This window comes from Microvirga sp. GN3 (assembly GCF_055792825.1).
Window position 1 is genome coordinate 1 of record NZ_JBVVAK010000191.1, and the last position, 12614, is coordinate 12614.

The window sequence follows — 12614 nt, forward strand, 5'->3', positions numbered from 1 at the left end:
ACGAAACTCAAGCTCGTGAAGCGTCAGATGTACGGCAGAGGCCATCTCGACCTCCTGCAAGCCAGATTGGTTGGAGCCGAATGACACGTCACGACGACTGCTGCACCAAATCTGCGTCAGAGCCAGAATTGGATGCTGATCGAGGGTCAAACTTGCAAGCTGATTGACACTTGCCGGTCGCGTGGAACACGGCATTCGCAATCGCCGGCGCGACACCGACAATCGCGAGCGATGAAGGCCCGATCCTGTCTGCCCCTCTGAAGGCTGGTCGGCTTCTGAGTGGTGCCAAATTGAGATCTTCAGCGCCCAACAATTGTTGAGATGCCATAGCTCACGCCTGTGGATGGCGGTCGACCTCGCAGCCTCGTTCTATCAGGCTTTTACTCGCGGGATCCGCACCAGCCAGGTGATCGATACGAACGCGCCGATCCAGGAACCGAGAGCTGCAAAGGCGACGTAGATTGCATGCTCCGTGTAGCTGATGACCGCGAAGGCCGAGAGCAGGTACCAGATGGCATTCCAGTTCGCCGCCCGGACCCGGTGCCGGGCCACTACGGCGGCGTTGAAGAACACGTAAGCCGCATCAGTCGTGGCGGTGGCTAAGACCACGCCCAAGGCGATCAGCGGATCGATCTCGAAGGTCATCAGCAGGTCTCCCAGTTGACCGTGGCCGGTTGGATCAGCCGACCAGCGATCCATGGGGCTGGAGGGGACGCAGTTGGCCCCTCACTCGCCTCAGGTGACCTTCGATCGCCCGCATCCGATCCATGAGCCGGCTCATTTCGGCCAGCAACGTCCGCTCCTCCCCCGCCGCCGCGGCGGTATCACGCGGGTCTTGGACGAACCGCTGCCGCTGGAGCACATACGCGATCCGCCGATCAAGCCTGGCGCAATCATCGGCAAGCTGATGAAGAAGCGCGATCAACTCGGGCTCGGTCATTAGGTCCAAGCTGGGCATGGTCCGAGACCCTCATCTATGGTCTTCCCGACATATCCTCTTCCAGGGCCCGCGGGTGCTCAGGTGCACCCGCTACAGCAAATGAACACCGTGGGGAGGTACAGTATTGGGGACCATGGCGAACATCGGCCTCCTCTCAGTATTATCGGGTCCTCCCATGGAGACCCCGCCATGGTCCATCGTTCGCGATGGCTGCTCGCCTTGGCTCCACTCCTGCTCGGTTCTTCGGCCGTACTCGCCCACGATTGGTATCCAGCCTTCAATTGCAGCGACCGCGATTGCCATCCCCTCCGAGGACAACTGCTGGACGGTCACGGAGTCCGCCAGTGGCCTGGCGGCTCCGGGATGGCCGGACCATCGCACGGCGCCTGGCCCGGCTGTCATCGGACCAGCGCTTTCACCTGTGCGCGTTACCCGTCAAATGATCATCTGGCTTTTCGCCCCTCCGGGCGGAGCTTGATCTCAGGGCGATCGTCTGGCGGACATTCCCGCTGAGCCTCAGGAATGCAGCCCGCCGGACTGGCTGTGCTGGCCACCCGGCTGCGAGATGCCGGCCATCGCGGCGCCGACCTTGGCAGCCTTGTCCTTCACCGCCAGGTCGCCGAGCGAGACGATGCCGACGAGCCGCTTGTCGTGGTTGAGCACCGGCAGGCGCCGGACCTTGATGTCGGCCATGTTGCGCTCGACCGCGTTGGTGTCATCGTCCTCGAAGCAGTACAGGACCTCGTCCGTCATTACTTCCCGGACGGCTGTGTCAGGGCTCCGACCCTGGGCCACCGCCCGAATGGCAATATCCCGGTCGGTGATCATACCGACCAGACGATCACCGTCGCGCACCGGCAGGATGCCGGCATCCAGCTCGGCCATCAGCCGGGCTGCATCCCGAAGGGTTTGGGTTGGCTCAATCAAGCGCACATCCTGTGTCATGACTTCACTGACTTTCATGGGTTCCTCCTTTTAGGCGCCCCGTCAGTTGCGTGTTTGTCGTCTCTCGCCTCCTCGGGCGAGAGCTTGCGTGGCACGCACAGGCACGACGGCCTTTGTCTTTCAAGATATCACAGATGGGCCGAATGGTGCGAAAGAGCGGTGGTCCACGCTCGGGATTGAATGTGATCCGACCTTCCCGGTTCCAGGCGACGATGGCCCCGCATCATCCTCTCGGGGCCGCATGACGGACGGAGGTGGGGCAGGCGAGCAGGATCAGCGTGGTGTTCCCCGCCCCCCAACAGATCAGTGCCGGGGTCGGACGGCGGTTCGCATATCCCACCATCCGAAGACAGCAACCACTCTGAACCAGAGGCCTAAACAATCCCGACGAGCCATCCGTGGATCTTGGCGAACAGCGGATGCTCATCGACCGAGGTGGGCGTCGCGGCCTGCTGTTGAACATCCTCCATCCAGGCCCTCACCTCCTCGGGGGCTCCCACGTCTGCCTGGCGGCCAATCGCCAGCGCCCCCTCAAGAACTTTCATGCCCTCCCGCAACGGCAACCGCCAACGCATGCGCGCGGCGATGTAGGCCTCCCGCTCGCGCTCCACCATCGGCGTGTCGGCACAGGCCAGGCGGGTCACAAACGGCCGCAGGTGCTGCCGCTCCTCATCGGAGGCCCCGTCGTTCAGCTGCATGGCCAAGCGGCAGATCGGCCGTGAGAAGCACCCCGGCATGTCCTCGACCGAGCGCACGGGCTGGTACGGGAAGCCGGCTGCCACAATGGCCGCCTCGTTGATGCAGGTGCCGCCGTCCTGGCCGGGAAAGGTGTGTGAGCCCTGCTTCAGCTTCCAGTTCAGGATAGGGTCGAAATGATCCATGGCCGCCAAACCTCCTGGCGAGCCCCCACGGCAGATGGTGATCCCATGCCATCCCCGCTGTCAATCCGCGCACACCCGAGCCGCATCAGCGCTTGTTCAGGGGAACCACGTTGGATCCAGCCGTGTTGGTGTCTTTGGTTGGCTTGACCCTGCTGAGGACGGCGGGCGAGACGTTCCACCTCTGCCCGGTGTCGGTGATCACCGTCACGGTCTTCGTGTTGTAGCGCGTCAGCATGCCCTCAAGATGACCGTGACCGGGAGGCTGGAAGCTGACCCGGTCCCCGATCTTGAACTCCAGCATCTCCACATGAGCGCGCATCTGGTCGAGAAAGCGCAGGCGCTCGACGATGCGGTGGTTGAGATCGATCAGCTCGGCCTCGGTCAGATGGTCAATGTCGATCGTCATAACGGTACCATCGATGAGAGCCGGGCTGGGCCATCGAGCCAATGTCTGGCCCGCGCACCTGCTCGTCAAGAGTGTGGATCGGCACCAAAGATCGTCCGCCTCGCGAGGGAGGCGCAACCCCTTGGGCTAGCCACACAGAATGGAAATTCGGTTGGGTCACGATTGGCGACGATGCTGATTTACAGTAACGTGAAATCCCCCTGATCCAGCCTGTCCTGCGAGTTCTGGCTGAACCACGGATGCCTTATTCGATCAGCACGTCAGCCTGCACCAGCAGCGTTGGCGGCACGGTGATCCCAAGGCTCTTCGCTGTCTTCAGATTGATCGCGAAGGTGATGCGTGTCGGATTCTCAAACGGTAGCTCGGCCGGACTTGCACCCCTGAGAATGCGGTCTACCAACGCCGCCCCGCGCTCGGCACTTCCGCTTTGGTCCGGTCCGTACGACATCAGCCCGCCATCACGCACAAGAGACTCGAACTCGTAGATGGCCGGCAGGCGGTGAGCGGCCGAGAACTCGAACACCCGGCGCCGGTTCAGAAGGGTGAGAGAGTCACTCACCATGAGGATGCCGTCAGGCATTTGGCGGGTCATGGCGGCAAACGCTGCAGCGAAGTCGTTCGGCTCACGCACACCGAGGGCCTGTACGCTGAGGTTGAGCGCCTTTGCCGCTTGTTCGGACTCCCGGACCCGGAGCGTCATGCCCAAGTCGTTGGCGTTCCACAGCATCGCCACCTGCTTCAGCGTCGGCGTCAGGTCTTTCAGGAGTTCCAAGCGTTTCGGCGAGAGCTGGACGGAGACGTCCGAGATGCCGGTGATAGTGCCTCCGGGCCGGGCGAGGCTCGCGATTAGGCCTGTGGCAACCGGATCGCCTGTTCCGCCGAGAACAACCGTCGGGAGGGTGCCGATCTGCTTGGCCGCGAGGGCGGGCGGATAGCCCTGTACGACGATCACGTCGACCCTGTTCGTGATGAGATCGTGAATTAACCCGGGTAGGCGCTCGAGATGCCCCTCGGCCGCTCGGGTCTCGATGATCAGATTGCGCCCGAGCACGTAGCCATGCTGGGCGAGGCCGCGGACCAGCGCTGGACCGTAGACGCTCTCGGTCATCGGTGTGCCAGGGCTGAGCGTGCCGACGCGAAACATCCGGGATGGTGTTTGTCCCCTTGGTCCTGACGAACCCATCGTGAGCGCGAGCGTGCCCAAGCAGCGGATAAAGTCGCGACGGTTCATGCAAACCTCCCAAGGAGGCAGGCGACCCATTGAGTGCACTGGAGCATTCATTCAACCATGAAACTGTTCCTGCGCCTAGCAGCGCCACGATAAGACGAGGTTCGCGGCGTGTTGCGGCACACCACGATCGTGCCGGAGGCATCGTTGCAGTTATGCACCGCGATGGGCGCTCCCGTGCCACTGGGGCGCAACGCTTCAGTCTCGATTGCTGTTACCCTGGCGTTCTGCGACAGCAGATCGTCCACGAGACCGCAGCGATGAAGTAGGCAGTTCCGCTGATCAGTTAAGGTTTGAGGTGGTGCGCGCGCTGGGCCTTGAACCCAGGACCCTCTGATTAAAAGGCAAATGTTCGACGAGCGATCATCGATGGGCTGGGCCTCGCCACACGAACATTGCCGAACCGCTCACCGGCTTTTTTGGCTCAGGGCAGCCTTGCCCATCCTGGTAAGTTGGTCGGGGTTCATCGCGAGACGCTCGACGCTCAACCAGCGCTCCCAGTCCGGCATGATGCTCCAGGTGGGATCGCTCAGGTAGGCCTGCGGCAGCCGGTAGTGAAACACCGGCCGGGAGCCGATCTTCTCATGCGGTAGAACCGAACGCACCCGCTCCTCATCGAAGTGGGTGAGAAGCGGCAGCAGATCGAGCGCCCGCTTTCGGGTCGGGTTCGCCGCAAGATAATCTGTCGTCAGCTGCGCTAGGTCGGGCCAGTAGTCCGGATCGAGCACGCGTCGCTTGTAGGCTTGCGGGTAGTCGGGCGGAAGGACGAGAGCACGCCGAACGCTCCCGTGCGCGATCTCCGGCCGGAGTTCGTCGCTGACGAGGAGAAAGGCCTCAAGAAAGGCCGTCACTGTTGCCGCATCAAGGCGCGGTGGATCGATGTTGAAGTGGAGACCAAGCGAGTCCCACAGCACAGCCCCGCGACCATGCGCTCCCGCAGCCCGCAAGCTAGCCACGACCGCGTCCATCTCCGAGAGCCGGGCGATGGGTATGGGGGTGGTGATGAGCTCCCGCGGGACGAAAGGGCTGACCACTGTACCGAGCCATGCCGCCACACGGCGGTCGAGCCTCAAGCCGAGCTCCGGATGTCGGTCAGGATGGACGTGCCGCAAGTCGGTTTCGATCAACAGGTCGCCAAGACGAGTGCCGGTGACCTTAAAGGCATGCGGATCGACCGTCACACAGGCTCCGCCTAGATCACGCGCTAGGGCCAAGGCCGCACCATGAGCGCTCGGGCCGAGGAACTCGATTTCGACACCGACGCGCCGCAACCGGCCGTCAGTAGCCATCTGGATGGGCACTTCGGCCGCTATGGCAATGTCGTTCATTCCTCTTGACATGGGGACGATGGCGCCCGACCTCAATGAACGATCCTGGAACTCTGCACACCCTGCGAGCTGCTGATGCAGGCGGGATGAAGCCTCATTCGGATGCATCGTCTCTCATCCTCGTATACCTCGTGAGGATGATACAAAATCTCGTCTGGGTCTTGTAAAGCTTGCGACAGCCGCTCTGAAACAACACCTTACAAGAGCGCAGCCTCCAGGGGATACCCATGATGTCCATTCCGCTGCTGGTTTCTGCCAGACCATCCGCACGCGATTGCACCTACAACCTGTTCCGCAATAAGCAGCGGCCTGACCTCCTGTGTGCCGTGCCCGAACACCACCCTGTTCCCAGCTTCCTTGTCCCGGAAGACTGGACGTTCGAGCGCCCTCTCAATGCGGCAGACATGGCACCAGCAGGGTTTGAGGATCGGGCTGCTTCTGTCGGCGTGCGGTTCAACGGCTACTATCTGTTCCAGGTCACAGCTTCGCAGAGGAAATTGGCGGCTTAGACTTACACCAATCGGCACCACGCTGTGCTTGCCCGCTACGGGAGGCGACGTGCCCTCGCTCATTCACCCTAGTCCCGCGGGCATCTGAGCCTGCTGCAACCGCCTCAGGTGTTTCGCGGAACGCAGCATCGATGATTAGCTTGTCAAAGGGCGATCAGCGAACGGTATGACCCCATGTCCGATAGGCCAGAACCGGCCATCCCGACCGATGTGCCGTTCATCCAGCCGCCGGGCACGCAGTAGATCACCACAGGTAAGCCAGGCTGACAGGGCTTGTGCCTCAGACGATGCCCCAGGCGCGGTAGCGGGTGCGGCCGGCGAGTTCACGCGGCAGCGCCCCTCCAAGCTGGGCCAGCATCAGATCGACCGCCTTGGGCGTGACCTGCAAGAGCTTGGCCCCAAGCGGCCCCGTCACCAGCGGCCGCGACAGGAACAGCTCGACCAACCCCGGCAGCTTCGAGTTGCTGCGGCACTCCCTGGTGACCCGGCTCATTAGCTCGCGGGCGAGGATCAGCCGATCAAGGTCCTTGTGGGCGAGGCTCAGCGCCTCCTCGAGCATCTGGCAGAAGCCCTCCAGTTTCTCGCGCGCGCCTTCCCTGCCCTGCGGCCGGAACCTGGATTGCTTGAACCCAGCCGCCAAGGGCAGCAGATGGCTGGTCAGGCCGCGGGCACGCAGGATCGATGCGGCCATGATCAGGCCAAGCCAGGGCAGGCGGGTGTAGAGGTTGAGATCGAGCCACGCATTCCAGGCGACGGCTGCGGCGGCGACCGCCGGCCAGGGGCTGGTGCGCCTGACCACCTCGAGCCACAGGTCCTCGGCCTCGGCCTCATCCTGATCCGGATCATAGACCAGGTGCGAGCGGCGCTTGCGCAGCGGGGTCTCGCCGGCGAGCACCTGGTTGGTGCGCTCCAGCAGGGCATCGATCTCGGCAAAATGCGCCTGCCACGGATCGGCATCGTTGGCAAAGGCTGGATACGCCTCCTCATCGTCCGGGTTCGGCTTCTTCCCCTTTCGAGCGGACGCTCGTGTCGTCGGCCACACCGCCGAGACCACGCAGGGCGGCCAGGCCGTCAATCGACAAGGGCCACGGCGGCTTGCGGGCCAGGGCGGTGCGGCGCGCTTTGAGAGCCGCGGCGGCGCGGGTGAGCTCGTGGGTGGGATGGCGCACATCCATGCCGGCATCGTGCAGCACCAGGTCACCGACATCGACCAAGTGGCCGTCGAGAATGAGAGCGCGCACCGCCTCGGTCATGTCGCAGCGCGACTGCCAACCAGCGGCAAGCCCGGAGGCCTCCAGCCGAGCGTCGAACCGGAGGATGCTGATCGTGATCGCCTCCAGCCGTCCGGCGATGCTCTCCCACGGCAGCTCTGGCAGATCGTAAGTGCGGGGGATCAGCCGCTCCTCGTCGTCGAACACCCCTCCCCTGCTTCCGAAAGCCACGCTTGCGTCCTCAAGCTAAGTTCTTGATCTAAGGTGCTATAGCTGAGCAGGAAGAAGCAAAGCAAGCGATTGCTACGATGGAAGATGGACTTTTGTGCACTCTGCAGCCCGGCATCCGCAAAGATCGAGAGCGGTGTGGCTAGCGAACCGTTCTGGAGCTGCCTTAACGAGCACCGAAGGCGCTGAATGGATCCAGAAGCCCTTGTTTTAAGCCATTTCGACAGGCTTGTGGGAAGTCCTTCCTTCCCCAATGGGTTAATAAAGTGGCTTGAGAAGCGTTTTCAAACGATCAGTTTAAGACGTATCAATCAATGCACAAGGGGACGCAAGATTTGTTCAATAAACCACGCTAGTGGGACCGATACTGGTCAAGCACTGCCAACTTACCCGTAATGGCAGAGCTAAAGGTAACCAAAGCTCGAATTGAAGCCTTAAAAGCAGGTCCTCGCTAAAGGATCAGCCCTGATCCGGCGCAATGTTGAGGCACGAGGACGACTCGGATGCATGCCCTTTTGACGCGCTGGCTGTCGCCCCCGCACCAGACGGCGTCAGGATGAAGTCGGCCAACCGCAGGACCACTTCGGCCTCCAGCATGCAGGCAGTGGGAACCCGGGATCCGACTGCATTTGGTCTTCCATAAATGCCGAGGCCTCGGCGGTCGTCACGCTGGTCATGTACATCCTGTTCCAACTTATGAAACACCCATCATGCCAGGCGTCTGCGCCGCATTGCGAGCAGTTCGACCTCAAGGTTGATCTTGCCGGATTTGACCATGCGGACCAGCGCGCGAAAGTAGCCGCCGGGATTGCGGATTTTCTGTAAGCCACTTGAGACATCATCGTCGTAGAGCTGCAGGACGTAAATGACAGCGGCCGCGGCACTCACCGGCCCGATTTCGGCAACGGCCTCGGTCCAGGCGCTTTCATGGGCACCCAGGGAGGCCCGCAGGTAGCGCCCTGCCCCGACGAGTTCATCGATGGTGCGGATGGGACGGCCATAGTCCGAGACGGTGGGGCAGGCCTCCAGGATCAATTCCGATGACAGGTGCTCCTCCCCTGGCCACTCTTTAGGCAGAACCGCCCTAGTCTTCGTAAAGCCCTTTGTACAAGTCTCACTAGGAGATCCTTTATCTGTTTCATTATGTTGGACTCCGAGTCCGCCATTGCCGGACTGATAAAAAGCTTCTTCAGCAAGGTTTCTCAGATTCTGCCAGTCCAGCAGGAGGCCTCCTGGAAGCTCTGCCATCGAACGTGTCGGCGTGCGGCTCAAGAGCTCCCTGTACCGGCCTTCAATGTCTGAGCGGTCGAGGCCTGGAAAATGCTGCGCCAAGGCATTAAGAGCCTCTTCTGTGGCTCTGCGGGCCACTGTGACCTCGCCGTAAGCCCGCCTGCGGATTTCACGCATGACCTTTTGCTCCGCCAGCATCGCGGTCCACTCCCCTCGCTTGACGTAAATCGGCGTGAGATCGAAGCCGTAGGCGTCGATGATGTCGCCCGCGAAATTCCGGATTGCGAACCGTTTGCCGTTAGGCGAGTCCTTCGCCACGATCAGCTTGAGGTCCGTGAGCTGAACGATGATGCGCCGGATCGAGCGGGCGTTGAGCCCCGTGCGGCTCACCAAGCGATCGTTGGAGGGCCAAACCAGCAGTTTCTCCCAGTCCTGTTCACCCCAGCAGGCGACGAGGTCAGATAGAACCAAGCGCTGTGCAGGACGCAATCCAAGCGCCTTCTCCGCGTTCCGCGCTGCAGCCGAGAGTTCTTTACGTGTGACTGTACAGCCCGCCTCTAGGACAAGCTTCTTCGCGGCCAAAGCGGCATGGACCAGCCGCCGACCTCCTGTCGATGCAATGTGCACCCTACCCTCCTTTTCGAGGGCAAAGCGAGAGCGCTCACCGAATCGGTGCCTTGACCATGATTCTCGGGGATGGCATAAGGAGTGCGTGACTACTGCCTTGCCGCCCTGGTGAGGTTCGAAAGGCCCTCGAAGTTGACGCTTCGTGGGCCTTTTTGCTTTGCCACCACTACATAACTACGTGTCCTTCTTCCTCGCCTTCGAGAATTCGTCCGCGAGGATTGGAAGCTTGGAAACAAGGAATTCCACGAACGCGGCGTCGAATTTCTTGTCAATCGAGATCTTCAGGTCACGCCCGGAACAGGAAACCCGACCGACCTTCCGACCTGAAGCTGAAACAACGGACTCGGCCTTCGGGCGCTCTGGCCTCGGCTCCTGGAGGGTCTTCTCGATGATCTCGAAGCGCCGGTCTGTTTCGACATCTCCGAAATCGGCCGAACTGATTGCACTGCGCGCGATGAAGACGGCCTGATCGTCGGCATCGAATTTCTGAGCCAGCGCGACCCAACGGTTACGACCCATCTCAGGCGCAGGTCCGATGGCCTCAATGATATCCATTGGGATCTTCGCGACCGAGGAGATTAGTTTCGAGAGCTGCGTCTTGTCGACGGCGAGTGCCGCCATCAGGGTCTCGCGATTATAGCCAGCTTTCTCGAGTCGTGAGGCGTAGAGTGCTCTCTCGATGTAGCTGAGGTCGCGGCGGGCATTGTTCTCTTGACCTTGGGCGACTACGAGCTCCTCATCCGTCAGCTGGCGGACGACGGCCTTGACCGGGTACCCAATTTCCGCGAGGGCCCGAGCGCGGCGATGGCCGTAGGCGATCTGATAGCGCCCTTGCGTTTCCGGATGCGGTCGGACCAGGATCGGGACCTGTTGGCCGGACGCCTTTATAGACTCAAGCAGTTCTCCGACGTCATGCCCGTTCAAGCGGTCGGCGATTGGCGACGGATCGAGCAGCAGCGGATCGAGCTCAATGACTGCATGGCCAGACGTCAGTTGCGCGCGCAGCCTCTCGGCATCGGACGCCGCGTTGGTCAATCCGGCGATGGAGCGGGAGATCGCCCCGATTGCTCCGCGTGTCCCTATGGCGCCCTGAAAAGGCGGTGCAGTCGGTGTCTGCTTGTCGGCTCCGGATTCTCCATCAGTGTCCGAGTTGCCCGCGGGCAACTTTTTCTCGATCAGGTCTGCCAGGACACCTTTGCGAGCCATTATGCCCTCCCCCATGCCTGTTTGATCAGGCTTTCAATTTCGCCGTTAACGTTGTTGAGCGCTTCCATGGCGCGATCATAAGTTGACCGGCTGAAGTTCTCTCTGCCAACTTCATAAAGCGTTTGCTTCGTGAGGCCTGCATCTGAGATCGCGGTGCTCTTCAACATTGGATAATTGAGAACGTGTTCCTCGAACATCGACCGCATGAACGAAACCATCTGGTTCTGCGGCCCATCGCCTGGTTCGTACCGCGTCACTAGATAGCGCATCCAGTCGTAGCCCGTGTTACCGCCGGCGTTCGCCACCACCTCGAGCAGTTCCGATGTCATGATGAGAAACTGGCACATAGACATGACATCCAGCATCTGCGGATGCACCGTTACGAGGACAGCCGTTGCTGCGCACATCGCCGTCATAGTCAGAAACCCCAACTGGGGCGGACAGTCGATCACGATCACGTCGTACCGGTCTTGCACCTCCGACAAGGCGCTGTCGAGTCGTGTGAAGAACAGCCCCTGCCCAGGGCTGTCAGCGAGCGCCTTAGGCGTATCGTGCTCATACTCCATGAGCTCGATGTTGCCTGGAATAAGATCGAGATTCGGAAAGTAGGTTTGCTGGATGATCTCTGAGATAGGCCGTTTCTGAGCGTCATAGCGGATCGCGCCATATAAGGTTTGGTTCTCGCCGACATCGAATTCGGGCTGATAACCATGAAGGGCGGACAACGACGCCTGAGGATCAAGATCAATTGCGAGGGTCCGATAACCGTGAAGCGCGAGATGCTGCGCCAGATGAGCGGTGGTCGTGGTCTTGCCCGAACCACCTTTGAAATTAACCACGCAGATGACTTGGAGGTGCTCACCAGGGCGACGATGAGGAAGGTAGCGGCGACCGCCCTTTGCGCCCTCATCTAAAAGTGCACGCAGCGCCGCGAGATCTTCGACTGTGTATAAACGGCGGCCGCCGCCAGTCACCTCCGGTTGCGGTCCCTTGCCTTCAAGATTGATGCGCCGAAGATAGCCGGGGTCGACGCCAAGCAGGTCCGCGACCTCGCTCGACGTGAACCTCCTCACCGTTTTCTTGGCGGTCGGGGGAAACAGCTTTAGCCGATGAGCTTGCAGCTTCTCAGAGAGTTCGCGCGCGTGTGCGCCGACGAGCTTCTGGATGGCCGTATTCGGGTTAGTTTTTTTGAGCGTCGCGAGTGATGTCACGATGGCAATCCGTTGATACGCTTCCGGCTAACAATAACGTTAAGTTTCGTGACCTTTACCTGATTCTGCCCCGTGAGCAAGGAATTAAAGGTAAACGAATCCTTACCAGCGCAAGACCTAGCGCGCATTATCACAGCCACTTTGAGGGCGGAAAGTTGCCCGCAGGCAACTTTCCCGCATGAAGGCGTAGCGAGAACGATCAGCGTACGGCGGCAACTTACTTCAACCATCAATCGGCCGCTCCCGCACCGTCACTACAAGACAGGCCGCGTTGCGCGCTCGATTACTAATGTCGAGCCCCAGCGCTTCTTCATCGGTTCTATGTTTCTCATTGAGTACGAAGCTGAGTGTCAGCGTAAGTTTAGATGGTCCACATGCCGTGATAGGCAGCGATCTTGCGAATGCGCATAATGAAAATGGTCGCCTCCGATCGGTGATGCTCTTCGCCGGGCACAAGGGTGTTGACGAACTTTTCCCCCTGCCGCCTCAGCCTTCTCGAATTTGCAGGTGACCAGCCGCCTGGAGCACGGCTTCCTCTATAGCATCGGACGATTACACGGACGCATATCCGGCAGCCTTGAGGTAGTTCCAGCACTCTTGAGGTTCGAAGAGATTGCAGATGTCGCCGAGCGCTCGCCAGAGCGCGTCGAACGTTCGGGCCTCG

Annotated in this window: 13 protein-coding genes; 2 read left to right on the top strand and 11 right to left on the bottom strand. The window is 60.9% G+C overall.

Annotated elements, in window-relative coordinates; all coding sequences use genetic code 11:
- Positions 1-372 precede the first annotated feature (372 nt).
- The gene (locus ACS5Q1_RS41820; protein ID WP_473103763.1) at positions 373-645 is read right to left on the bottom strand and encodes a hypothetical protein; all 273 of its coding nucleotides are present in this window, start codon (positions 643-645) and stop codon (positions 373-375) included.
- A gap of 73 nt (positions 646-718) precedes the next feature.
- Between ACS5Q1_RS41820 and ACS5Q1_RS41825 the strand changes: the two genes are divergently transcribed.
- Positions 719-943, top strand: coding sequence for a hypothetical protein (locus tag ACS5Q1_RS41825; RefSeq protein ID WP_473103764.1), 225 nt, complete (start codon positions 719-721; stop codon positions 941-943).
- A 513-nt stretch (positions 944-1456) separates the two neighbouring features.
- On the opposite strand, the gene ACS5Q1_RS41830 is transcribed toward ACS5Q1_RS41825, so the two are convergent.
- From ACS5Q1_RS41830 to ACS5Q1_RS41850, 5 genes are all read right to left on the bottom strand, one after another.
- Entirely contained in the window at positions 1457-1903 is a 447-nt protein-coding gene (locus ACS5Q1_RS41830) for a CBS domain-containing protein (RefSeq protein WP_473103765.1), read from the bottom strand.
- Between the two features lie 356 nt (positions 1904-2259).
- Complete coding sequence (locus tag ACS5Q1_RS41835) at positions 2260-2766, bottom strand: hypothetical protein (RefSeq protein ID WP_473103766.1); 507 nt, start codon at positions 2764-2766, stop codon at positions 2260-2262.
- 85 nt (positions 2767-2851) lie between these two features.
- Positions 2852-3172, bottom strand: coding sequence for a hypothetical protein (locus ACS5Q1_RS41840; protein ID WP_473103767.1), 321 nt, complete (start codon positions 3170-3172; stop codon positions 2852-2854).
- Between the two features lie 244 nt (positions 3173-3416).
- The gene (locus tag ACS5Q1_RS41845) at positions 3417-4403 is read right to left on the bottom strand and encodes an ABC transporter substrate-binding protein (protein ID WP_473103768.1); all 987 of its coding nucleotides are present in this window, start codon (positions 4401-4403) and stop codon (positions 3417-3419) included.
- 404 nt (positions 4404-4807) lie between these two features.
- On the bottom strand, positions 4808-5728 hold the full coding sequence (locus tag ACS5Q1_RS41850; RefSeq protein WP_473103769.1) for an amidoligase family protein: 921 nt from the start codon (positions 5726-5728) through the stop codon (positions 4808-4810).
- A gap of 227 nt (positions 5729-5955) precedes the next feature.
- On the opposite strand from ACS5Q1_RS41850, the gene ACS5Q1_RS41855 reads away from it, so the two are divergent.
- A complete protein-coding gene (locus tag ACS5Q1_RS41855) occupies positions 5956-6237 on the top strand; it encodes a hypothetical protein (protein WP_473103770.1) in 282 nt (93 codons plus the stop codon).
- Between the two features lie 280 nt (positions 6238-6517).
- Here ACS5Q1_RS41855 and ACS5Q1_RS41860 read toward each other — a convergent pair whose 3' ends face one another.
- The 5 genes from ACS5Q1_RS41860 to repA form a co-directional block, all read right to left on the bottom strand.
- Positions 6518-7279: a DUF1612 domain-containing protein gene (locus ACS5Q1_RS41860; protein WP_473103771.1), complete on the bottom strand. Its 762-nt coding sequence runs from the start codon at positions 7277-7279 to the stop codon at positions 6518-6520.
- Complete coding sequence (locus ACS5Q1_RS41865; protein ID WP_473103772.1) at positions 7221-7679, bottom strand: hypothetical protein; 459 nt, start codon at positions 7677-7679, stop codon at positions 7221-7223. Before ACS5Q1_RS41865 ends, ACS5Q1_RS41860 begins: the two co-directional genes overlap by 59 nt.
- A gap of 705 nt (positions 7680-8384) precedes the next feature.
- A complete protein-coding gene (repC, locus tag ACS5Q1_RS41870) occupies positions 8385-9533 on the bottom strand; it encodes a plasmid replication protein RepC (RefSeq protein WP_473103773.1) in 1149 nt (382 codons plus the stop codon).
- A 174-nt stretch (positions 9534-9707) separates the two neighbouring features.
- Positions 9708-10739 carry a plasmid partitioning protein RepB gene (repB, locus tag ACS5Q1_RS41875; RefSeq protein ID WP_473103774.1) on the bottom strand — a complete coding sequence of 344 codons (1032 nt, stop codon included), beginning with the start codon at positions 10737-10739 and terminating at the stop codon, positions 9708-9710.
- Positions 10739-11950, bottom strand: a complete 1212-nt coding sequence (repA, locus tag ACS5Q1_RS41880) for a plasmid partitioning protein RepA (RefSeq protein ID WP_473103775.1) — start codon at positions 11948-11950, stop codon at positions 10739-10741. The genes repB and repA overlap by 1 nt, the downstream gene beginning before the upstream one ends.
- Positions 11951-12614: the final 664 nt, after the last annotated feature.